The 21,205-nt window shown below is 56.6% G+C and carries 20 protein-coding genes and 3 pseudogenes; 16 read left to right on the top strand and 7 right to left on the bottom strand.

Annotated features, from left to right (window positions below):
- Window positions 1-290 (top strand): ATP-binding cassette domain-containing protein (locus tag J6524_RS10360; RefSeq protein WP_512699563.1); only part of this gene is annotated, 290 nt, incomplete at its 5' end.
- A 422-nt stretch (window positions 291-712) separates the two neighbouring features.
- On the opposite strand, the gene J6524_RS10355 is transcribed toward J6524_RS10360, so the two are convergent.
- Both J6524_RS10355 and J6524_RS10350 read right to left on the bottom strand, forming a co-directional pair.
- Window positions 713-964, bottom strand: coding sequence for a hypothetical protein (locus tag J6524_RS10355; RefSeq protein WP_225670210.1), 252 nt, complete (start codon window positions 962-964; stop codon window positions 713-715).
- 552 nt (window positions 965-1,516) lie between these two features.
- Window positions 1,517-2,404: an NAD(P)H-dependent flavin oxidoreductase gene (locus J6524_RS10350; RefSeq protein ID WP_225670249.1), complete on the bottom strand. Its 888-nt coding sequence runs from the start codon at window positions 2,402-2,404 to the stop codon at window positions 1,517-1,519.
- 857 nt (window positions 2,405-3,261) lie between these two features.
- Between J6524_RS10350 and J6524_RS10345 the strand changes: the two genes are divergently transcribed.
- The gene (locus J6524_RS10345) at window positions 3,262-3,477 is read left to right on the top strand and encodes a hypothetical protein (protein ID WP_225670209.1); all 216 of its coding nucleotides are present in this window, start codon (window positions 3,262-3,264) and stop codon (window positions 3,475-3,477) included.
- Between the two features lie 1,054 nt (window positions 3,478-4,531).
- Here J6524_RS10345 and J6524_RS10340 read toward each other — a convergent pair.
- The gene (locus tag J6524_RS10340; RefSeq protein ID WP_225670208.1) at window positions 4,532-4,687 is read right to left on the bottom strand and encodes a hypothetical protein; all 156 of its coding nucleotides are present in this window, start codon (window positions 4,685-4,687) and stop codon (window positions 4,532-4,534) included.
- 345 nt (window positions 4,688-5,032) lie between these two features.
- On the opposite strand from J6524_RS10340, the gene J6524_RS37930 reads away from it, so the two are divergent.
- From J6524_RS37930 to J6524_RS37920, 4 genes and pseudogenes are all read left to right on the top strand, one after another.
- Window positions 5,033-5,455 (top strand): DUF952 domain-containing protein, encoded by a 423-nt coding sequence (locus tag J6524_RS37930; protein WP_376712001.1) that lies wholly within the window; start codon window positions 5,033-5,035, stop codon window positions 5,453-5,455.
- Between the two features lie 565 nt (window positions 5,456-6,020).
- Window positions 6,021-6,161: pseudogene (locus J6524_RS37925) on the top strand (hypothetical protein); the annotation flags it as partial.
- Between the two features lie 53 nt (window positions 6,162-6,214).
- A complete protein-coding gene (locus J6524_RS10320) occupies window positions 6,215-6,829 on the top strand; it encodes a hypothetical protein (RefSeq protein WP_225670255.1) in 615 nt (204 codons plus the stop codon).
- On the top strand, window positions 6,826-7,155 hold the full coding sequence (locus J6524_RS37920; RefSeq protein ID WP_376712000.1) for a ThiF family adenylyltransferase: 330 nt from the start codon (window positions 6,826-6,828) through the stop codon (window positions 7,153-7,155). The genes J6524_RS10320 and J6524_RS37920 overlap by 4 nt, the downstream gene beginning before the upstream one ends.
- Here the strand turns inward: J6524_RS37920 and J6524_RS10310 are convergent.
- Together J6524_RS10310 and glnQ are read right to left on the bottom strand one after the other, a co-directional pair.
- On the bottom strand, window positions 7,130-7,279 hold the full coding sequence (locus J6524_RS10310; protein WP_225670207.1) for a hypothetical protein: 150 nt from the start codon (window positions 7,277-7,279) through the stop codon (window positions 7,130-7,132). The genes J6524_RS37920 and J6524_RS10310 overlap by 26 nt on opposite strands.
- A gap of 1,389 nt (window positions 7,280-8,668) precedes the next feature.
- Window positions 8,669-8,908, bottom strand: a pseudogene (glnQ, locus tag J6524_RS10305) (glutamine ABC transporter ATP-binding protein GlnQ); the annotation flags it as partial.
- A 106-nt stretch (window positions 8,909-9,014) separates the two neighbouring features.
- On the opposite strand from glnQ, the gene J6524_RS37915 reads away from it, so the two are divergent.
- The 3 genes from J6524_RS37915 (at window position 9,015) to J6524_RS10290 (ending at window position 10,708) form a co-directional block, all read left to right on the top strand.
- Window positions 9,015-9,263, top strand: a complete 249-nt coding sequence (locus tag J6524_RS37915) for an autoinducer binding domain-containing protein (RefSeq protein WP_376712008.1) — start codon at window positions 9,015-9,017, stop codon at window positions 9,261-9,263.
- Window positions 9,196-9,675 (top strand): helix-turn-helix transcriptional regulator, encoded by a 480-nt coding sequence (locus J6524_RS37350; RefSeq protein ID WP_312002377.1) that lies wholly within the window; start codon window positions 9,196-9,198, stop codon window positions 9,673-9,675. The genes J6524_RS37915 and J6524_RS37350 overlap by 68 nt, the downstream gene beginning before the upstream one ends.
- Before the next feature lie 865 nt (window positions 9,676-10,540).
- On the top strand, window positions 10,541-10,708 hold the full coding sequence (locus J6524_RS10290; RefSeq protein WP_225670206.1) for a hypothetical protein: 168 nt from the start codon (window positions 10,541-10,543) through the stop codon (window positions 10,706-10,708).
- Between the two features lie 133 nt (window positions 10,709-10,841).
- Here J6524_RS10290 and J6524_RS10285 read toward each other — a convergent pair whose 3' ends face one another.
- On the bottom strand, window positions 10,842-11,558 hold the full coding sequence (locus J6524_RS10285) for a LuxR family transcriptional regulator (RefSeq protein ID WP_225670205.1): 717 nt from the start codon (window positions 11,556-11,558) through the stop codon (window positions 10,842-10,844).
- Window positions 11,559-12,063: 505 nt separating this feature from the next.
- Between J6524_RS10285 and J6524_RS10280 the strand changes: the two genes are divergently transcribed.
- A complete protein-coding gene (locus J6524_RS10280; protein WP_225670204.1) occupies window positions 12,064-12,225 on the top strand; it encodes a hypothetical protein in 162 nt (53 codons plus the stop codon).
- Window positions 12,226-12,353: 128 nt separating this feature from the next.
- On the opposite strand, the gene J6524_RS10275 is transcribed toward J6524_RS10280, so the two are convergent.
- The gene (locus tag J6524_RS10275; protein ID WP_225670203.1) at window positions 12,354-12,560 is read right to left on the bottom strand and encodes a hypothetical protein; all 207 of its coding nucleotides are present in this window, start codon (window positions 12,558-12,560) and stop codon (window positions 12,354-12,356) included.
- Window positions 12,561-13,344: 784 nt separating this feature from the next.
- Between J6524_RS10275 and J6524_RS10270 the strand changes: the two are divergent.
- The 6 genes and pseudogenes from J6524_RS10270 (at window position 13,345) to J6524_RS10245 (ending at window position 21,088) form a co-directional block, all read left to right on the top strand.
- A pseudogene (locus J6524_RS10270) lies at window positions 13,345-14,136 on the top strand (isocitrate lyase/phosphoenolpyruvate mutase family protein).
- A gap of 87 nt (window positions 14,137-14,223) precedes the next feature.
- A complete protein-coding gene (locus tag J6524_RS10265) occupies window positions 14,224-15,588 on the top strand; it encodes a DUF6002 family protein (RefSeq protein ID WP_225670202.1) in 1,365 nt (454 codons plus the stop codon).
- 40 nt (window positions 15,589-15,628) lie between these two features.
- A complete protein-coding gene (locus tag J6524_RS10260) occupies window positions 15,629-17,815 on the top strand; it encodes an NADP-dependent isocitrate dehydrogenase (protein ID WP_225670201.1) in 2,187 nt (728 codons plus the stop codon).
- A gap of 89 nt (window positions 17,816-17,904) precedes the next feature.
- A complete protein-coding gene (locus J6524_RS38260) occupies window positions 17,905-18,411 on the top strand; it encodes a ParB N-terminal domain-containing protein (protein WP_225670200.1) in 507 nt (168 codons plus the stop codon).
- Window positions 18,412-18,526: 115 nt separating this feature from the next.
- Complete coding sequence (aepY, locus tag J6524_RS10250; protein WP_225670199.1) at window positions 18,527-19,699, top strand: phosphonopyruvate decarboxylase; 1,173 nt, start codon at window positions 18,527-18,529, stop codon at window positions 19,697-19,699.
- Window positions 19,700-19,729: 30 nt separating this feature from the next.
- Window positions 19,730-21,088: an IS701 family transposase gene (locus J6524_RS10245; protein ID WP_225670198.1), complete on the top strand. Its 1,359-nt coding sequence runs from the start codon at window positions 19,730-19,732 to the stop codon at window positions 21,086-21,088.
- Window positions 21,089-21,205 lie beyond the last annotated feature (117 nt).

Genomic DNA, 21,205 nt, shown 5'->3' with positions numbered 1-21,205 from the left:
CACGGGCACTAATCCTGAAACCTGAGATACTCCTGCTCGACGAAATCACCTCGGCGCTCGACCCTGAACTCGCTGGAGAAGTTCTCGACGTGGTCCGAGGTGTAGCCCACGAGACGAAGGTGACACTTCTGATTGTCACCCACGAGATGCGCTTCGCACGCGAGGTCTGTGACCGCATTGTCGTCTTCGATGCCGGCCGCATCATCGAGCAGGGCTCTCCTGACAAGATCTTCAGCCATCCCGAATCTGAGCGCACGCGCTCATTCCTGCAGTCCGTCCTGAACCATTGACGCTAGCTCCGCCCATTAAGACCGTCTCTGAGCTGCTCCTAGGCCGATGTTCGCTTCAGGTGCCGCCACGAAGATGCGTCGTTAGGTTCAGCTGAGGAGATTCAAGCACTGCAGGAAGATGTGATCGCAAATGGCTGCCATAACCCCGCCACGCGCCGAATTAGCGGCCGCCGATCTTCCTTAAGACAGCGAAGCCGCGGCGGAACGATTCGGGTGCAACTGTGATGTCGCCTCGGCCACTCTCTCCAAACGACGACCTTTGTTCTCTGCATCCACCTAGTCTGGAATCCCACAGCCATGAGCTCCTCGTCGGCAAATCCGATCGGCGGAAGTTGATCTAGAGATTGCTTGGCGAACCTCGCCAGCCATAAAGAAATACCGGGCCAGCAGCGGGCGCGCCCAGTTTTCCACGCGCCGATGTATCAGTCCTCCGATGAAGGGAGTCTTGGCGGGATTTCGAGTTCAATTTCGCCCGACAGCTCGATGATGGCTTCTGGATGGCGGCCATTCTCCAATAGCGCGTACTTGAGTGCTTCGGCACGGCTCACGAAAAGCCCGCCAAAAAAGCCGTGTCGTTCACGGGCAACCCAGTTGCCACTGCGATTCCTTCCGACAAACACGATGGTCGACGCTGCGGAACTGGAAGAAGAAGGTCCGGTTCGTTTCACGTTCATAATCCTTCCGCGTTGCGAAACAGTATGCCTCCCGCCTCTGTTCAGGGTCGTTTGCAGGGGGCGTCACTTGAGTATCTGCCGAGCCTGGCATGCCGGGTGCAGCGCGATGCGAGTCTCATAAGAACAGCTTTAGGCTATTTACTGCGTTAAAGTTCAGAGGCTCGATTTGTTGCTGGTGAGTGAATATCTCGGCGTTGTTCACGAACTAGAGCCTTCAACGACGTCAGCTCTCCTGCCGCCGCTCGCCCCGGCGATATCGTGGGTGATGCACAATCTTGGAGGCTACAGAGGCAACATCGTGCGTCAGTTCATCCGATCCACAAGGGCCAGATTCTTCAAGCTTCCTGCGAGGTGCCGCCTCGAACCATAGAAACGGTTTTGCCTCGCCTCACTGACATTTTCTAACTCTTCGCTCCAAGAATGCGTATTGGAAAACTCTGGAGATTGACGAACCTAAACTTGCGATGTTTTGTAGATCCGTCATAAGGCCAGCCGCTGCGCCTGCGAACGGCGTTTCGCTGATGGATATTCACTTTTCTCCTACGAGCCTTGTCAGTCCGTCGCCAAGGCTGCTTCGTATTGTCGGGCGATCTCCTCCACGAGCTCGGCGGCCCCCACGATTGAGCGCACGCCCGAAACGGAGTGACCAGCACTCCACAGGTCGATCCAGCGGCGCGGTCCTTCGGAATTATTGCCGGCAAATTGTTGCTGTGCTCGCGCCTCGGGCACGGATTCGTCAAGTTTTGACGGTTCGAGACCGGCAGCCAGAATCGAAGGCCGCAGCATGTTGGCATTGAGGCCCGAGAACGCTCTAGTCAGCATCACGTCGTCAAGCGTGCTATCGACCAACATCTGACGATAGGCATCGCTCGCCATGCTTTCCCGCGTGGCAATAAAGCGAGTACCCATGTAGGCGAGATCGCACCCCAGTAAACGCGCCGCCGCGAGCGAAACGCCGTCAGCGATACCACCCGCTAAAACAATGGGACCATCGAACATAGTGCGCACCGCACGAACAAACGCAAACGGATTGGCCCACCCGGTATGGCCCCCAGCCCCAGCGGTAAGCAGAATCAAGCCGTCCGCACCGGCTTCGATGGCTTTTGCCGCATGACGCAGCGAGGCGACGTCGGCGAACACGAGACACCCGATTTCGTGCAGCGGTTCGGTCGCCGCAGCTGGTGACCCCATGCTGGTGATCACAATCTGTGCCTTGTGGCGCACGAGACAGGCAAGGTCATCCTTGAACCGTGGCTGCCGGATGATGAGGTTCGGGCAGTGCGGCGCGGCTTGGCGATCCAGCTTAGCGAGATCATGCTCAATGCGAGTTAGCCAATGATCGAGCTCGTCAATCGATCGGGCGTTGGCTGTGGGAAACGCGCCGATTGCTCCCGATCGACAGACGGTAGTCACGAGATCGACCCCGGACACAGAGAACATGGGCGCGACGATCAGGGGCAGCCGCAGCCGGGACGCGATACCAGCCGGCAGCCTGCTTTTGTGTGATGCTTTCACAGTTATCTGTCCGTCTTAAACTGGCCTGGGGTTATCAGCGAATGCCGTGCTTTCGTGCCGCTCTTCTGACTTCAGCCCGTGTCGGGTGCGACGTCTGCGAAGCGACCTTGGTTTCACGGGAACCAGGGATGCAGGCTTGGCGTCCCAGAGGGCCACAGACTTTTAAAAGCTGGGCGCGCGGCGATCGCCGAAAGCCAATCATGTGCCCACTTGAAACAAGGAGACCGGCAGTTGGTGCAGACCTGAGACCGGAGTTTTTCTGCAGCCAAGCGCGTCGCTCAGGGCCGTTGGCGAGGGCAGATTGTGGTTGATACTGCATCCCGAACACCTGCAGGTGACGTTTGTCAGACCGACATTCACTGAGCTATCAGTGACATGCTTCTGTAATTTAGATCAATCACCAACGTGGGTAGTTGACCGAAGCTCAAATTGTAAACTCCGTTCGCCGGGTCTCACGGTCGCGGTCGGCCCATCATCGTCGCTGCTGCATACAAGAGGAACGACGTCGATCTAGGCTGCGGGACAGGCACGCGTGTCAGACTACTCGTTACCCGTATATTCAAACCCATTCGTATCGGGAAGCATTTGCCGAGGAGCGCTTTGAGAAGAGCTTATTGGGCACCCGCGCTTATCTTGGATTGGCCGGGGACCGCGGGACGTTCCGCCCCGATGGATCGGGGATAGTAGCCGAGCGAGCTCGAGCCAGCTTGGTTGACCAGGATCAAAGGCAGCGTAGACGCTTTTAGGTATAAGGAGTGATCTGAAAGAATTGGGAGGCACGGATGTCAGCGACTGAAATCGCGACACGTCATTTTTCCGCCGCCATTGCGGAGGCGGAGGGCGCAGGTCTTGGGACTGACAGCGTTTGCCGCGCGCTGCTTAGTTGTGTGGTCACGAAATATCTCGAGAGCCGGCCGGTCGCCGACGTTCAGTCGGAGCTGCGCTTCGTCGCCGATAATTGCGATCCCGCGACGGATTTCATGTTCATGCGGCCGTAGCGCGGCTGCGCTCTCTCTTGATCATTGCGAGGAGCGGAGCGACGAAGTAATCTATTTTCTCCTTCTGCTGCACGAGGGATTGCTTCGCTGCATCAGCGGCTTGCTTTGTGGGAGGTCAAGGCGCGCTCATGGCCTAGAACGTCGTGTGAGAAGGAACTTCACTTCAACGCTACCATAGAGATCGATGTCAAGCGCGCCAAGCCCTCCTGTAACACGCGTCTGTCATTGGCGATGTAACGGCGATCCGGACGGCTTTGGGAATTGAGTCATCGGCGCTCTCCCCGAGGACAGCAAACATTTCGGCAGCGGGAACGTGAACATAGGCCTCACTGCTATACGACTCATGCGCGGGCCGAAATGTTCGACGGTAATCCGAGATCGATGCTGTAGTCGCCAAAGGGGGCGCCCCAAACTGTTGCAACACAGCGTCCATCAGCGACGCTTTAACTGCATCATCGGCGTTTAATTCCCGGCAACGGGCCTTGGCGCGTCGCTGCATTCGCCAAGATCGAGATAGAAGTAAAATCCACCTTTGGGCGGCAAACCTCAACGAGGACGATCCGACATCTCGACTTGCTCCTAGCGAGGCGAAGCGTTGTCAAAGGTGAATGGGGTAGGGTTTCAATCATCATGAACGCTGATGCCGCTCACCAGGACACGAGGCCGCAAACGCGACCATCAGGTTGAGACTGGGAGCCTCCAGGACATTGAGCTCTGCTGTTGAGACAGGGGGCTGGGTTGCGAGGCGCACGCTGAGAATACGGCTCTGGACAATTGCGCGGGCTTTAATAACGGAGACCGGCTTATCGTCATCTCCTTCGCGGTGATCTGCGATCGGACGTGTCAGCTTATGCCGAGTTAACTGACGAGATGAACAAGACGATAAAGACGCAGGATTTTTCCAGCCGATGACACATTGTCGGCCGAGCGGCTAAGCTTGGCCGAGCACCTTAGTCGTTGTGATCGTAGCTGGCGTCGCTTTCGGCTGGCATTAGCGGCATGCGGCTCATGGGCAATCTTTCTTGGTCATCAGTACCTCTCCCGGCGTGCTTATCTAACGACGGATGTGCACGCCTGGTGGCGTCTCATTGCTAACGCCCCCGTAATCATCTCTGCTCAATGCGGCGACGGCCAGGACGGCAAGCACGACGATGGCAATGATGACCCAGCGCGCGCGAGTGCTGTGAAGCCAGTAGAAATATCTAGCCATTTCCTACTCCTGTGCCGCTTCGCTGAACTGAGTTTAACGCCTCATTGTTTTGGTCCCGAACAGTTGGGCTCGTGAACAGGGATATAATTGACCCTGCATGCTAGCGGCATTTCGAGATTGATTAATGCAGCGTTGCTCGCAATGACGCTTAAATTCTGCGTTCACGTGCCTTTCATGGGATCTCACCAAACCGCTTCTTCGCTTGTGCTAGCGGCGAGCCAGCCCAGCGGGAGTTTCTGATTTTCAGTGACGCCAAGCCGAGAGAGGTGAAGAATATCTTATGCCTCGGCCTCATTTCTCATTGAAGAACACAGATGCCGAGAGGGGCTCACCGCCTCCGAAGGCATGGCTGACCTTCGCATTGGTCTGGCGATCGAGAGCCCGCACTTCGGACAAGGGGCAAACATTCACATGGAAGGCGCACTTAGCATGGCTTGCTGGCTGCGACGTGGTTGTCTAGAAGGAGGTGTTGAGTTGATTAGACTTTACGGACGCGGAAGAGGCCGGCGCAGCCTTGTTTTGCTCATCATCAATCCAGAACGCGTGATTCCTCCTATCCGATACGAGGACGCGGGCAACGGCAAACTCTATCCACACATCTATGGCGCCTCAAGGCGGATGCCGTTGTCCACATCCAGCCGTTTGAGCCAACCGTTGACGGGACATTCGCGCTGCCGCTCCCCTGGCATACTCAAATTGCGGATAGGCCGTGGCCGAGGCTTTCGCGCTGCTCCGTCCGTCGGTCGAGGTCAATCCAGCTTTAAATGATAGCGCGTATGCCGCAGCTTACCCGTCCGACTAAGGGCACCTTGACGAGGCCGTTGCCCTCGCAGCGCGCGTGATCGTGATGTAGTGCTCGGCGCGCAGGCCGCCTTTAGAGCCATTTAGCCCCTCCTTGAAATAGGGGCCGCCGCGATTCTATATCCGCGATCAGTGCGGCTCGTTCGCGGGTGCGATGATCGAGGCGTAGTTGATGTCTCGAGAACTGTACTTAGCTGAATGGTGAAGGCAGGGAGCGAAAATGGCAGAGAAGGAAAAGAAGGGCGGTGGGCACGGCGGCTCTCACCAGGAGCACCGTGAAGGCGGCCACGAGAAGCATCACGGCCACGAGGATGGGCATGGTCACCGTCCTCCTCCACCACCTCACAAACCGCCCGGTCCCCCCGGAGCCTCCCAAACCGCCGCCGCGCGTCGTGGGGTGAGGCGAGTGGACGAAAGTTCCTCGTACCAAGAGTGTACTCCGCAGTGGGATTTACGTTTTCCAGGTCGGCTCCAGATAGAGCTCGATGCGTTCGAGGCTGAAGACGTAGAGCCTCGCGTTGACAGCGACGCGTTGCAAGATCACCGGCTTATCCTAAATTTCGAGTGGCCTCACGAGGGCGACGTTCTTTCTTTAAGGGCCGTATATCCGGATAGCTATCCCTTCCTGCGGCCACAGGTACTCCTGCGGGATCCAGCGCTTTTTCGCAGCCGACGGCACGTAGCTCCGGACGGCACCATATGCCTTATCGGCAGGGATGGTCGGCAATGGACCTCAAGTCTGACGGTCCGGCCCTGCTTCGCGAGAAGCTCGCCGATGCACTGGAGGCAAAGGAGAATGAAGATCCCCAGGGCGAACCGGCGGAGGTGTGGTGGAACGGTGCGCCAATTGAGGATCTGCCATTTTGCTTGATCGAGACGACTTGGGATCTCTGGACCAAGGGCATCGACTCGGGGTGGCTTACGGTCAAATACACGATCGAGGATTGCCAAGCGGATGCGCCTCGACTGCGCGCGGACATAACCAGAGTTTTCGCAGCAGATGATGCCGTTCTTGCGGAATGGAATAGCCGACTACGCATGTTTACCGGGAGCGATAATGCCCGTGAGCTGACTATCCCTTGGGAGCGTCTCGATAAGGTGCCGTTTCCCGACAACAAAGACGCTCTGCGAAGCCTCATAGGCGGCGATATCACTTCGTCCTCTCCACTTTTCGTTTGTCGCCTCTGTCCACGCGGCACTTTCGCTTCAATGCTTTCCTGTATCCTTCTGAACTCGAGTGGAAACAACGGGGAGATGGGTGGCTTTTCGCTCTGTCTCACGGCACCAAAAAGGGCTTTCAGGGTCCCAAACCCATCACAGGTGGTCTGGTTCGGACGTTGAGGGCTGGTCCTTCTGATTTGACTTCAAGAGCGCCGCAGGCATCTGCTCTGTTCAATAAAAAGGTTTGTGTCATCGGTACCGGTGCGATCGGAGCTCCCGTGGCTATTGACCTGGCTCGCAACGGAATCAAAGAGCTCAGACTGCTCGATTCCGATATCATGGAGCCTGGTAACTCTGTGCGCTGGCCATTGGGGGCGAGTGCTTGGGGACGGTCGAAGGTGGAGGCTTTGGATGCCTTCATCAAGAGCGAGTTCCCTTACTGCGATGTCCATATCATCAAAGCATCAACTGGGCGGCCAGTCACAAAAATATCCATTCAGGGATGAACGCGCTTTGACCGATGCAGTCGAACGAGCCGACCTGGTTATCGACGCTACGGCTGCGTATTGGAACATGGCGTTTCTTCACGATTTCACTGCGCAGCGCGGCCGTCCCCTGATGGCGATGCATGCGTCGCCTCCGGTCACCGGTGGTGTCGTGGTGCTTTTCGGTCCGGAAGGAGGTTGTCCGGCTTGTCTTCTACATGCGTGGGATGGCGGCTCAATTGCCAAGCCGCCAGGCATAGGTGATGAAGCCGGTCTCGTGCAGCCGCCAGGCTGCTCGGAGCGAACCTTTACAGGGGTGTCTTATGATCTGTGGGAAATCTCGTTACATGCGATGCGAGTAGCTTCAGCCTTCCTCGCTGCAGGCATAGAGAAGAGCTCGACTACCGTTCACACGCTAGTTTTCGATGAGCAAGCTGGCGTAAAATTGCCGTCGTGGAGCGTCAAAAGCTTGAGCCGACATGCCCACTGCACATGCAAAGCGTAACCGCGTGGATCTCGTCACGATCGCTGGACACATTGCGTGGTGAGGCCGACCGCTCGTACCCGAGTGAGAGCGGCCGGGTACTGATCGGGTACTGGGCGGACGACAACAACGTCGTGATCACCACAGCGGTAGGACCGGGCCCCGCAGCCGTCCATAGGCGCTATTCCTATGAACACGATCACGTGTGGGAAGCGGCTCAGATCTCAATGGAATATGAACGATCCGAACGTCTGCAAGTCTACATCGGTGATTGCACACGCACCCCGATGCATCATCTGGCCGTCTTAGCGCTACCGACAAACGGTCACTACGATGCGTCCTTCGCTCACGCCAGAGTCGGTTGTCGCGGGCTCTGATGGTTGTGCTCTTCGGAAGCCCGCAGGGCTGGCGGCTGGATGTTTGGATCGCTGAGTTCGGAGTGATGTCCGCTTGGTATTGGTGCCGCAGCTTGTCGATCGAGCCGAGCTATCTCCAACAGTATGATTGAGCCGCTTGTTTTGAAGTGAGTGAGGTCCCCTCGTGACGCGTTTCCGTCGATCTCTCAGCCGGATGACAATGAATTCGCCTCGGGAAACACTGCAAGTCCGCTTGGCAGCCGCCGGCATGGAGAAGACCCGTGTCTTGGACATCTGCCTCATGCGCGTCACCTGATCGAAATCATCTGCTGGGCCACAAGGTGCAGATGTGCATCTGGGGATTGAAGTAAGCGCCTGCGGCGGAATGAGGTTGGAATTGCTGTTCCGCAGGGATGATATCACACAGGCAATGTTCATCGATCGAAAGGAAAAACCGAAAGAGCGCCTCAGCTCAGAATAGTAGAAGTGGAATCAACTCGAAACCGTATCACTTGGCGAGTTTAGCTCATCCGCGGAGCCGGATGCGATCGTGTCGCCATTTCCGCTGGTTGGGGTTTCGAATAATACCTCCGAGCTAATCCGGACAGCCATAGGCGAAGGAGAGGGGACAGTCCCCAAGGTCGATTTGCTCGGTCGCGAGCGGCGAAGGCACCGTCTAGCAAGCAGCTTAGATCTAATGCAGCATTTGACTGAGGAATTGCTGCGCTCGGGGATGTTCGGGCTCCCTAAAGAATTTGGAGGGCGCGGCTTGCTCGATGATTCGATGATTCTGCCTGCGAATCCGGTCGGCCACCTCGCGCGCGAACCCCATCTCGTGGGTAACACAGATCATTGTCATGCCGTCTTTCGCGAGCTCCGTCATGACATCGAGGACCTCTTTGATCATCTCTGGGTCTAGCGCCGACGTTAGCTCGGTGAGGTCATTGGAAAGTACGGCATTATGTTCAAGATGGTAGAGCAGGAATGAGCCCGGTCGAAAGCATCTTCCAGGAATTTATTGATGCCATCCAAACGCAACCATCGCGGATGAATTCGAGCGTATCGCAGCCCGGCTAACACAGAGGCTGGGCTTCCAGCGATCTGCCTATCTGCGGCTGACCGGCGAGAGGCCGATGTTGATCTCGTCCTATCCAAGATCCTGGACAAGCCGGTATTTCCAGCTTGGATATCAGCAGCTCGATCCCGTGGTGCGCCGCGCGCGTGCCGAACACCGCTGTTCAGCGAGGCGAGGCCCTGGCCGGAAACCGCGAGCAGCGCCGGTTCTCTGATGAAGCGACGACCTTCGGGATCAGATCAGGCATCACCGTCCCGATCAGGGGCGGATTTGGACGGATGGCCGCATTTACGCTGGGGACGGGTGACCGCGACGTTCACCCGGAGCGGCTCTTGGCCGACTGGAAAGATTTCGTACAACTCGTCGGAGTGCACTTTCATTGGCATGTCACCGCCAGACTTGACGTACCCTCTGCCGGTAAACTCGCCGCAAGTGAATTCACTCAGCGCGAGCGGCAATGCCTTGCATGCACCGCGCGCGGAAAAACTATCGCGAACATCGCGGTGCTGGTCCAGATTGCGCCGCGCATCGTCGTGTTTCATCTTGAGAACGCGCGCTGCAAGATAGGTGCAGCATCCATTGCCCAATGCGTCGCCGAGGCGCTGCGGCGCGGTTTGTTGTCCTAATCATCCACACCCTCTTATTTAGCGAGATGCACAAGAGACCTGGCGCTCGTCGCGCCGGGCATGTTGTCTTTGTTCTGTTCCAAAAAGGTCTAACGTAATCCAACTGAAAAGAGTAACCTATAAAATTTGACAGGCGATTAGCACCTCTCTTTCTGGTTTTGAGGCCTCCCGATAATTTTCAGGAGGTCGCTATGCATGCCATCGGACTTCACACCTCTCAATTTGGTCGTCATCTGGAGTTGCTCGCGGTGATGTATTGGCTGCGGCGCCGTGTCTTCAAGGACCGGCTCGTAAGGGCTTAGGTGAGACTCTTTACGCTGCGACTTGACGAGGCCTGGGTGTATCAATCGGCGTCCAATATTGCACGCGAATGACGAGACGCCCCATTCGCCTATCCACGAGGCACACCCGCTGCACTAAGGCACGCTCCAGTGCCCCGATGACTCGCGATCGGTGGCGCAGTCAGTTCTCTAGCCGAGAAGTCGAATTGGACGCTGGCCGGTTCTCACGGCAACCCATCGCCAAATCAGGATGGTCCATCGCATTAGTTGATGTCGGTCACGGGCCTATTGCTTCCCAACGATACTGGATCGGCAGAATCGAGTTCCGGCCTTAGGACAATGGCATGGCACTTCCAACTGGGTGCACTAGCTTACATCGTTGTGGCTTCGTGCAGCCTGAGATTGACGGCCCGCGCTATTCGTCCTCATCGAATTGCGAGCGCACTGATCCGCGTGCGAGCCCACCGTGTGAAAGGCGCACGGTTGTTTCATGCGCGCCTGGCCGCGAGCTCTCGGCCTCTGAGCAGCAAGAGCGCAGCGTTATCGCAGCGGCGCTCAGCTCCGGTCCCGAGGGGCGCACACTCATGGCATTCTCGACCTTGCTGCGGGGGCGCATCAGGGCAGGGGAAGGTGATCTCCTGGGGCGGCTGGAGAGCTGGATGCGTCCCGATCAACGCGGCCGGCTGTTCAACAACGAGCGGGATGATTTCTCGCTATCGAGCAAGTCAATGTTCGTTGCCGACCAACAGTAGCGATGAGGCATGCAACTGCTGTTATTTTCAGATCACCATGCTCGCGCAGCAGCCCTCTGCGCAGACGCACCTCGCTTCGCTGCGTTAGCGGCGGTTCTTAGCAACGCTTGCGTCCTCAAGAGTTCAAATAAGGCTAAGGCGAATCGTCCTTGACGATGCCATGGGTCCGGTTCCTCGTATGCAGCTTTCGCAGGGCGTTCTTAAGATGAAAATCAACTGTATTCTCGCTAACCTTCATCATCATCCCGATTTCCGAGGGCGATTTGCCCTCTGCCACCCACCGCAGGCAATCTTTCTCGCGTTCGGATAACGTAGCTTTCCTATTGCAGCTACTATCTGAGGGCCGCCCGATCTCCCCAAATGCAATGTGAAAGTTCCAAGCCAGTGCCTTGAGATGACTCATACGATGCTGGGGATTGGCATCATCGAGCCGGGATGCAAATGATATCACAGATACTCGGCCCAAGGGCCCAAATAACGGCACGCTCATGCCATGCTTCAGACCTGCCTCTTTGGCCTCGTCTAGTACGCGCCTCTCGCCGGGTTCCAGTTGAATTTCCTTGGCGAGTTGGTCCCACAGAAATGGCCCCGAAAGCATTGGTGTCCGCCGGACCACCGGATCAATAGTATGGTACTTGCGTTTAAAATATCGGTCGCACCAGTCGGGTGGCCATTTCACCGCCAGTGCGGGCAGTGGATACTCCGGTAGACGAATCGGCTCCGCGAAGGTAAGTGCTCCGTAAGCGACTTCACTGAAGCCCTCGTCGCTCGCACAGCTCACAAGAAGGTCGAATAGCGCTTTAAGGGATTGCGTTCGCTTCGCGCATTCGATGAAGCTGAAAAGATCCATGTGGCGCCTCTTGAGGCCGACCCAAAAAGGGCCGGTATTGCGTGGTTCGATTGAGCTTGTTTACGCGGGGCCTAGTTCCATTCCGGTCGCCGAAGCCTTTTGGCTCCAGTCTTCATGCAGCCTGAACACTCGCGCGCTGCGGCAAACACCCGCTCGAATTCGTTGGCTCTTCCAGCAGGCGCCCAGCAGGAGAAGGCGAACCGAAACCGAGGGCACGCCGATCAAGCGGCGGAGGTGCAGCGGCCATTTCGAACTTGAGTAGCACGCCGTAGCTGCCGCGCGGATAACTCCATTCGATCGGCAGTCGGCTCGCTGATGATGTCACTGGTGACCACGCCAATATGGGCGAAATCGAAGATAGGCGTGTTCTGAGTTGACGAGTCTGCGCCCTCAACGCTAACCCGATGCTCGATAGGGCGGGAAATGACGGTGGCGATATGGAGTCGGACGTGATCCAGCTTTTCTGCACCAGCCATTTCGGCGCCGAATACTGAGCCGGACTCGCGTGCATCGACCGACAATTCTCTGGCAATTCGAGTCCGGCGGCGACCACGACGTCGGCATAGGCGAGTTTACCTTCGGAATCGCGGCGCAGCACGAGTGGGAGGCGCTTCGCCTCGATGGTGAGTACGACGAGATCCAGGGCTCTGATCTTCGCGAGATGTGAGCTGCAGCATACAGAGCCGTTCGGCGATGCTGGGCTCCACCTGCGCGGTGTCACCGACGATGGTCTGCTTGCCAGTGGCAATGAGATCGGGCGCGCCATTTTCCTCGGCACCTTGCGGATAGCGGTCGCTAGCGCAGAGCTGTCCGCCAGCGCGTCGGCGCGAGGAAGACGCCATCGGTGAGCAGTACGGCGCGATCGGCGCCGAAGGTAGGCGTCTGCGTAAGAAAACAGTGTGTGGAGACCCCAGTCGCGCAGATCGAGCGCCGCTTGCAGCGCGAATAGATCGTAGGTACCGTTAATGATCGGCCATCCTGGCGCATGATGGTGTTGATCATGGATGCAGGCAACTCTGCGCGGAGTAGGGGATCTGCTTGATGTAGAGGGCACTGTGCATGCGCTGCTCCAGAATAGCGAGGACACCGGGGATGAGAGCAGCAAATGTCGTACCAATTGCGGCGTTCTTGACAATGGGCGTCAAGACAAGGACTTGGGAGGATTGGGCATCGATTGCGGCGCGTTAAGCGCATTGAAGCAATTACGACATGCGTCGGAAATGCTACAGCGCCGTTTGCACCAGCCGCGGCATTAGTTGACATAGGACCAAGAACGGCGCGGTCTGAAACGGGATCCGCCTTGCTCGCCGCATCTGCGGAAAAAAGTGGGCGTGTAGCGAAGTAAGCGGTCGCAGCGCTAACGAGTGACCGAAATCCCGCTCCCGATTTTCACTGAACGACCCTTGAATTGCTAGGGCAAGTCGCGATCTTGGAATCACACTCGACCATTAGCTGCGCAAGGACCTCGCCGAGCTGCCCCAGACAATGCGGGGAGGGCTGCAACGTTGACGCATCAATGGGCTCGCGGAGCAGTCACTGATCGAATGCGCGCATTCTCTTAATTGTTTCGACCAACAATCGCGCTCGTGCGTCACTCCTATAGGGGGATGCACCGACTTGCGTGCCGGTCAACTACCAACGTTAGTAATTGATCGAGAGGACGGCATGTGGGTATTGCACGTCAGCCCGATCAAACATCGCCTGCAGGGAATTCGGCATGCAACGTCGACCAAAATCTGTTCTCGGTAACGGATCTGATCGACGCGCTGGCTCGTCGCTTGCGGAAATGCTGCGTGCGCAGGTCCGCTCCGACAGCGAGCTTTCCTTCCTTACGGAAGCACATGATGGAATGTCCGCAGCGATCGCCGATCGCGCCGGTGCCAAAGGCCTCTGGGCATCGGGCCTATCAATCGCCTGGTCTCTCGGCTATCGCGATGCCTACGAAGCGTCATGCACCCAAGTCGTCGATAGGGTCGAGCGCATTGTGGCGTCGACCGAACTGCCTGTGCTCGTCGACGGCGATAATGGGTTCGGAAATTTCAACAACGCGCGCCTCCTGGCACGCAAGCTCCTCCAGCGTGGCGCCGCCGGCTTCGCGCTGGAGGACAGCTGTTTTCCCAAGATGAACTCGTTTGTTGGCACGCGGCATCACCTAGCCGATATCTATGAATTCTCCGGCCGGCTACGGGCAGTGAAAGATACAGTCGCGGAAAGACCTCCTTCTTGTGGCTCGGATCGAAGCGCTTATCGGCGGCCATGGAATGGGCCAAGCAGTCCGGCGCGCTCACGCTTACGCCGACGCAGGAGCCGATGCGATTCTCATTCACTCGCGAAAGAGCACGGCGGCGGAGAGTCTGTCGTTTACGAGTGCCTGGCAGAACCGGCTGCCGGTCGTGTTCGTTCCCACGAAATACTATCGAACACCAGTCTCTGCTATCGTGATGCCCGCTTCTCCACAGTGATCTGGGCCAATCAATCCATGCGAGCCGCAATAGCGGCGATGCGGCGCATCTGTGCTCATATCATAGCGGACGTCGCCAGCATTGAGCCCGACCTTGCGACGCTCACGCCAGCGTAAGTCGATAGCCCTCTAGGCGTCGCAAGAGGGCAGGATTCCCGTTAAGTGTGAAAACAAATGGATCAAGTCCAATCCGGAGGGACGCAAATGGCCAGCGACAGTGCAATCGTCAGGTACTACAACAAGATAAAGCTGGCCGGCGACGCTTGTAAGCCTGACAGCGGCCGGCCGAGCGCGGAGTCCGGATTCGTTCCCGACTACAGTCTCCCTACACTGGACAGACAGCTTATCGACTTTTTTGATGTGGCAAAAATCGAATTATACCGTCTTGGAGACTATCTGGGTCGCAACATAAAGCTCCTGAACCTATCTGGGAATCCTCGCACAAGGACCACGAAGACTTTTGCGTCCCTCGTTATGGTAGCTCGAGCGATCGCCCATATCCGAGCTACCGGCGAGTCGGTACTCATCGTTACACCTACATCTGGCAATAAGGGCGGCGCGCTTCGTGATGCGGTCGCACGAGCGATCGAGTGCAAGATCATCGAACCCCACCAACTCCGAATTGCTATCGTCGTGCCGAAGGCAGGCCTTTCGAAGCTATGGAGCAGCTCACTTTCCGAAGATCCCGTACTACGGCGACTCAATCCGGTTTTCTCTGTTGAGGCGGAAGACGGAGCGCTTGTAAAGCAAATTACTCGAGCGTTCGTTCATGAGAATTCTCAATATCTTAAAGAGAACCTGGGCTTGACTCTATGGCATACATACGACTTGAACAATTACAGAATGGCCGACGCGGTTCGTGCTTTCTTTGAACTCGACCATTTGGGCCCCGCCCGAGCTGAAAAGATGCGGGTTCAAGCGCAGGCCGTCTCAAGCGCCTTTGGTCTCCTAGGGCACCAATTCGGTTTGGAAGTGCTTTCAGACATGGGAGTGGATATCGGCAAAAGCCGGCAATGGCTGTTAGTGCAACACCTTGGCACACCAGACCTGGTGCTAGATCTTCTCTCAAGGGAATGCCTGCCCGAATACGAGTTCGATTCAGATACCGGCTTGTATACCCAGGCTACCTCCCCGTTCTTTCCCGCCAGGACTTACCAAGTCAATGAGATCATAGACTCGACGTTCTATAGTCGAAACCCGATGACAAGGGACCTGATCCGCGAGATCCTATCCGAGCAGGGCGGGTCGGGGATCGTCGTGTCTCTATACGAGTGTCTTCATCGATATCCTGTTCTTAGAAAGATACTTGCGGAAACCGGATTGAGTTTGCCGGCGGATCCCAGAGATCTCCGAGAGTGGTCGATGACCATGGTCTTGACGGGTGTCCTCAATGCCATCGATCGAAATCTAGTTCCCCGGAATAGCGAGATAGTCGTCCACGTAACGGGTTCGTACGGCAGCCAGGACTTTACCGTCCTGCCTGGTTCTTACGTGCAATGTATAGCTGGCCCTGCCGATGTGAGGCGGAGCCTCGTGGAGGCCACGGGACCAGCGCATTTGGCAGCGTAGCAAGGCTCAGAACGAAGCTCGTCCCCATTGGCGGTCTCAGATGAAAGTCATTTATTGCAAGACCGATGAGAGCCCTCTGGTGGCATGGTATTCGCTATCTCCAATCATCAAGGTCTTCTCGAGAGAGGTCGACCTTGAGATCGAAGAGATGGATGTGTCCTTGTGTGGGCTAATATTGTCGGAATTCGGCTATCGCGGCGCGCGCAGCGAAAACTCCTGCAGCCTGCAGGCGGTGCTCGGCAGGATCGTTTCCAATCCGGGGTCCGTTGTGATCAAACCCCCGTGCATCAGTGCGAATGCCGTCCAGCTTCGCGCCGCGGTCAAAGAACTCCAGGAAGTCGGCTTCCCGCTGGAAGACTATTGCCGCCCTTCTCCCAATACTGAGGCGTCGCTAACAAAGGCTAGATACGACCGCTTGCTCGGAAGTGTCATAAACAAACTGCTTCGCCAGGGAACGATGGTTCGTCAGTTAGAGAGCGCGCGGCCAGCAAGAGCGACCGCACAGGAGACCAGTGTCGTCCTCCCTGCGCTTGCATCTAGTTGCCAAGTCGCTTCTATGAAGAGCGGCGATTTCAGATCGACAGAGCATTCTATTTTCGCCGTCCAACAGCAGAGCCTGCGCATTGAGTTCCTCTGTGACAGCGGCGAAGTGTCGATTCTGAAGGATTGCGTCGAGCTGGAAGATGGGGACGTTGCCTCCTTCTCCGTTATGCAGCAAAGCGACCTTAGACATTTCCTCTACAACGCGCTCGAAGATGCAAAGAATCGCTCGCTCGTATTCTCGCTTCAGCTCAAATGTAACGCGCTCAAGGCTGACGAACAAATATTCGCTGAAGCGGTCAAGGCCTATTATCGCCGAGTGTACGAGCATTTCGGCGAAGAGCTTGAGTCGCGGGATGTGAATCCCGGACTCGGCTTATGTGCTGTCGCAGATGCAGCTAATCATATTGCTGATGCCGATGTCTTTAAGAAGCTGATCTATTCGGCGGGGCTTGAAGGACCGTGGCTAGCGGTCAACCCAGGGGAGGCAGTTTCTCATTTGCATGCGCGCAACGGTCCGAGCATTGCACGAGCAATGGCCGACGCGATCGTCAGCGGAGGCCGGGTCTCGGCGACTGAGGGGATCGCCGGCGCTGCGAAGTTTGTCATCCCTGACAGCTCCTACTCCGGCTTCTACGACGCGTTGATCGACGACTTCAAGACCTTTGGGTTACTTCGGCCGGATCAGGTCCAGCACATTGCGATCGTGGGACTGACAAGAGATTCCGCCGAAGAGTACGGAGCACAGGAGACGACCTTCGGGATTACTGGTGCGGGTAACGTTCGCGTGGTGGATGGAAGGGGAGCCATACTTTCGCAGCACCGAATAGAGTGTGGCGGCATTTGGCGCATGATCACCGCCTCAGCATCTGCCGTTGCGGATTGGATAGAGATGACCATGCGGAAGGCCCGCGAAATGCGATGTCCGGCTGTTTTCTGGCTCGACCGCAATCGCCCACATCATCGCGAGATCATCAAGAAAGTCGAAGCATTCTTGAGTCTTGATAGGTCAGAGCGGAGAGACGTCCGCATTATGGAGATTCGAGACGCAACGAGATTCGTGCTTCAGCAACTCCGCAGTGGGCAAAGTGTAATAGCAGCCGTAGGAAACGTGTTGAGAGACTATCTTTCGGAACTGCTCTTTGCGTTGGCTGGGACTAACAAACACGCCGTGCAATCGTATTCCCGATTGTCCCGCGGCGGCTGCCTCTTTGAGGTTGGAACCGGCGGCACCGCACCCAGGATCTTTCAAGAGTTTCTTCGTCAGAATTTTCTTCGGTGGAATCCGATTGCCGACGGATGGGCGTTTGTTGGCGCCTATCGCCACATCGCTCGTGAGCGTAGGGACCAGTCTGTTGAAATGCTTGCCGCTGGTCTTGAGCACTCGATGCGCGTCATTCGGCAGAGCGTTGCTGAGGACGCTGAGTGTGCACCAATGGACACACGCGTGATCCATTTCTTTTTAGCTAAGAATTGGGCCAATTGGCTCTCCATTCACTTGAACGGCAAAGGGCGTTTTAGTCAAATAGGAAACGAGCTCCGTAAGCGCCAAGGACAAATTCTGAGAGAACTTGCCTGCTCGGTCGGCAAACCTGTCGAACTAGGAGGATACTACTTCCTGAACGAGGCTGCCGTTTTCCAGGCGATGCGCCCGAGCACGAGCTTCAATACGGCTCTCACCGGATGATTCCGAATGCCACCTCGACAGCGGCTGGTTACGGTCCGTGACACCTCCCGCTGCATAGAGACGATACTCGCGCACAACCACGGTACCCGATGACGCCCGATATTTCCACTCACCCACTAGCAACTCATTATGTGACGACAACCAACCAGCCGGTGTACTTGTTGCGGCCGAGCGAGATTAAACCGCACGAGCATATTGACAGCCAATATGCCTGGCGCCTCTGTCGTAGTATTCGCGAGTTCGGATACTTCACGACACCAATCTTGGTTGATCGCCACGGTCTGATTCTTCTGGACGGACATCATAGGTATTGGGCCCTCTCAAATAACATCGGAGCGAATCGCGTGCCGGCGATGCTCGTCGACTATGATGACCACTCGCTAATATCTGTTTCGAGCTGGCGGGACGACGTCGTAGTAGATCAAGAGGTTGTACGTCATGCGGCGCTGAGCAGACGTCTCCTGCAGCCCAAGACATCACGGCACATCCTCTACCTGGAGATCGGAGAAGTTATGATCCCACTCACAGAGCTGACGAGGAGGGTAGAAGACAGCCTCCCTGCGCGGGAGAAGCTCAAGTGTCTTAGCCGTACGTAGTCGGTAAGAACTTGCGATTGCGCGTGGTGGAATACTCGGGCCAAGGATCTCGTCTCAATACCAAAGTGGAGAAGCGGCCCAACGCTTGGAATCGCGTTCGCGAGGATTTCGAATCATGTCACTGCTTGATATCCTAGCTCACGTGGGCGTTCAATACGTCTGCGGTGTGCCGGACTCCACCCTCGAATCCTTCATTGCTGAAGTGATCGGCAGTCCAATGTTTGATCACCAGATTGCCTCATGTGAGGGAAGTGCCGTGTCGCTGGCGGCGGGGCAAAGCATGGCCACTGGGCGCCCTTGTTGCGTCTATATGCAAAATTCCGGGCTGCCGAATGCACTTAATCCGCTTTTGTCAATGTTCTCACCAGCTGTATACGATATCCCGCTCATTTTGATCATCGGGTGGCGTGGTGAGCCAGGGACTGTAGATGAGCCACAGCACATGGTCATGGGTGGTCACACGCTGAAATTTCTGGAGCTCTTAGGCATGGACCCGCTCAGGGTGACTGCCGATACGAGCACGGACCCTATCCAAGCCTATGTTGAGACAAGTGTCCGGGACCGCCGTAACGCTGCTCTGCTCGTTAGCAAAGGCGCGACACTCTCACAAACAGATAGTTCGATAAGAGCAAGAGAACATCTAATTAGCTTCGATGAGAGCATCGACCGCCTAGCGGTCATTGATACAATAGTCCGCACTATTCCTGAAAGCAGCATTGTATTCAGCAGCACAGGTTACGCGGCTCGAGAGATAATGCTTTATTCATCGAGAGAGTGTGGACGAAGCTATGTTCATCTACCCTGTGTTGGCGGAATGGGGTTTACATCTAGCTTCGCGATAGGAGTATCTCAAGCTGATCCCGACCGGAATGTTTACTGCATCGATGGAGATGGTTCCTTCTTAATGCACGGACTTAGCAGTTCTGTAGCCCCACTTCGAAATACTAAGTTCAGACATATCGTGCTTAACAACGGGTGCCACAATTCTGCTGGTGGCTTTGCGACCAGCTCAAACTCCGTGGATTTCGTGAAAATTGCGGAAGGCTTGGGGTATTCACATCCGCGGCGCGTGGCGAATCAAAGTCGCCTGGAAGCGGAGCTCACAGAAATTGCCAGCTCGTCTAGGCCAGGATTCATCGAGATTCGGTGCGGCCTCCAGAGTTTTGGAAAACTGCCTCGACCAGACCGGCGATTAACGGAGTACAAAAAGGATTATTTGGTCGCAATGGGACGTCAAGTATTGAGTCCGCAACCTGGCACTACTTTGGCAGATTTGCCGGTTTGGTGAGCCTATCAGGATTCCCGAATCGATTTTTCAATGATTCATAGGGGGTCGGCTTTTGGAGGGCCGACCATGGGGAACGCGACGCCGGATTGGGAAGATGAGCTAGAATGTTGGTTGAAGCCATTCCTAGATCGCTTGGGTCATAAGGCCCGGCGACGGATGTGTCCGCGTTACATTGCGGGGTTGATTGGTCCTGGTGAGCGCAAAAGCATTCAGCCGATCGCGGAGCGCTTTGCAGCGGGCGATTACGATCAGTTGCACCATTTCATCGCTGACGGCGTCTGGGATGCGGCACCGCTGGAGTCGGAACTGCTCGTTCAGGCCGACCGGCTCGTCGGCGGCGACGATGCCGTGCTGGTCATCGACGACACCGCAATGCCGAAGAAGGGCGAGCGCTCGGTCGGTGTCGCTGCGCAATATGCATCGACTCTCGGCAAAACGGCGAATTGCCAAACGCTGGTGTCGCTGACGCTTGCGCGTGGTGAAGTGCCAGTGATGCTCGCATTGCGTCTCTTCCTCCCCGAGAACTGGACAAGTGATACGGCACGTTTGAAGCGCGCCGGCGTACCGGTCGAATACCGAACGCCACGATCCAAGCCAGAGATCGCTCTGGCTGAGATTGATCACGTGATGGGAGCCGGCGTGCGCTTCGGTTGTGTGCTGGCGGACGCGGGATACGGCCTCAGCGCGCCGTTTCGACAAGGGCTCACGGCACGCGGGCTTACTTGGGCCGTTGGCGTCCCCCGTCACCTCAAGGTGTACCCGGTCGGCGTCAAGCTGATCTGGCCAGTTGCAATGCGGGGCCGCCCCCGCAAGCGATACATTCCGGACATTCTGTCGAGGGCAGCCGAGGACATGCTCGCCGATGCCAAGTGGCAAAATGTGAGTTGGCGAAACGGGACCAAGGGTCGATTGAAAGCCCGTTTTGCTGCCGTTCGGGTGCGGATCGCCGATGGACCACCCCAGCGTATCAAGGACAAGGGCCAGCAGCATCTTCCCGGCGAGGAGGCGTGGCTGATCGGCGAACACAGAACCTCAGGAGAGAAGAAATACTATCTCGCCAATCTACCGGCCGCGACAGATCTGCGCACATTGGCTGCCAAGATCAAGGCGCGATGGATCTGCGAACAGGCGCATCAGCAGTTGAAAGAGGAACTCGGGCTTGATCACTTCGAGGGCCGATCCTGGCAAGGTCTCCACCGTCACGCACTCATGACCATGATCGCTTATGCCTTCCTCCAGCATCGTCGTCTCGCACAAGCGGGGCGGAAAAAAAAGAATCAATGGACCTCCGCCTCAGCCAAGCCTGCCGGCAATACGCCACGCAATCGTCGACCTCATTCTTCGACCGCCAACTCAGCGATGCCCATATTGCAAACGAGGAATCCCTGAAAAACAGCGGCGCAAATAAATCTGCCAAAGTAGTGCTGGTGCTGGTTGACTTGCGGTGGCATACTCGGCGACGACCGAACAGACACTGGCCGAGAAAGAGCCGGAAAGCTCACGCCT

It is taken from the genome of Bradyrhizobium hereditatis (assembly GCF_020329435.1).
Lineage (GTDB): Bacteria > Pseudomonadota > Alphaproteobacteria > Rhizobiales > Xanthobacteraceae > Bradyrhizobium > Bradyrhizobium hereditatis.
This window is presented reverse-complemented; position numbering and strand designations above follow the sequence as displayed.

What these genes read in the sequence shown, in the direction of transcription:
- J6524_RS10260 (WP_225670201.1), top strand. Translation starts at nt 15,629, where the DNA reads ATGAAAGTCATTTATTGCAAGACCGATGAGAGCCCTCTGGTGGCATGG.
- J6524_RS10285 (WP_225670205.1), bottom strand. Translation starts at nt 11,558, where the DNA reads ATGGATCTTTTCAGCTTCATCGAATGCGCGAAGCGAACGCAATCCCTT.
- J6524_RS10275 (WP_225670203.1), bottom strand. Translation starts at nt 12,560, where the DNA reads ATGATCAACACCATCATGCGCCAGGATGGCCGATCATTAACGGTACCT.
- J6524_RS10340 (WP_225670208.1), bottom strand. Translation starts at nt 4,687, where the DNA reads ATGGCTAGATATTTCTACTGGCTTCACAGCACTCGCGCGCGCTGGGTC.
- J6524_RS10265 (WP_225670202.1), top strand. Translation starts at nt 14,224, where the DNA reads ATGGCCAGCGACAGTGCAATCGTCAGGTACTACAACAAGATAAAGCTG.
- J6524_RS10245 (WP_225670198.1), top strand. Translation starts at nt 19,730, where the DNA reads ATGATTCATAGGGGGTCGGCTTTTGGAGGGCCGACCATGGGGAACGCG.
- J6524_RS10310 (WP_225670207.1), bottom strand. Translation starts at nt 7,279, where the DNA reads ATGCATCGCCATCAGGGGACGGCCGCGCTGCGCAGTGAAATCGTGAAG.
- J6524_RS10345 (WP_225670209.1), top strand. Translation starts at nt 3,262, where the DNA reads ATGTCAGCGACTGAAATCGCGACACGTCATTTTTCCGCCGCCATTGCG.
- J6524_RS10290 (WP_225670206.1), top strand. Translation starts at nt 10,541, where the DNA reads ATGGCATTCTCGACCTTGCTGCGGGGGCGCATCAGGGCAGGGGAAGGT.
- J6524_RS10350 (WP_225670249.1), bottom strand. Translation starts at nt 2,404, where the DNA reads ATGTTCTCTGTGTCCGGGGTCGATCTCGTGACTACCGTCTGTCGATCG.
- J6524_RS37930 (WP_376712001.1), top strand. Translation starts at nt 5,033, where the DNA reads ATGGCTGACCTTCGCATTGGTCTGGCGATCGAGAGCCCGCACTTCGGA.
- J6524_RS10355 (WP_225670210.1), bottom strand. Translation starts at nt 964, where the DNA reads ATGAACGTGAAACGAACCGGACCTTCTTCTTCCAGTTCCGCAGCGTCG.
- J6524_RS38260 (WP_225670200.1), top strand. Translation starts at nt 17,905, where the DNA reads ATGACGCCCGATATTTCCACTCACCCACTAGCAACTCATTATGTGACG.
- aepY (WP_225670199.1), top strand. Translation starts at nt 18,527, where the DNA reads ATGTCACTGCTTGATATCCTAGCTCACGTGGGCGTTCAATACGTCTGC.
- J6524_RS10320 (WP_225670255.1), top strand. Translation starts at nt 6,215, where the DNA reads ATGGACCTCAAGTCTGACGGTCCGGCCCTGCTTCGCGAGAAGCTCGCC.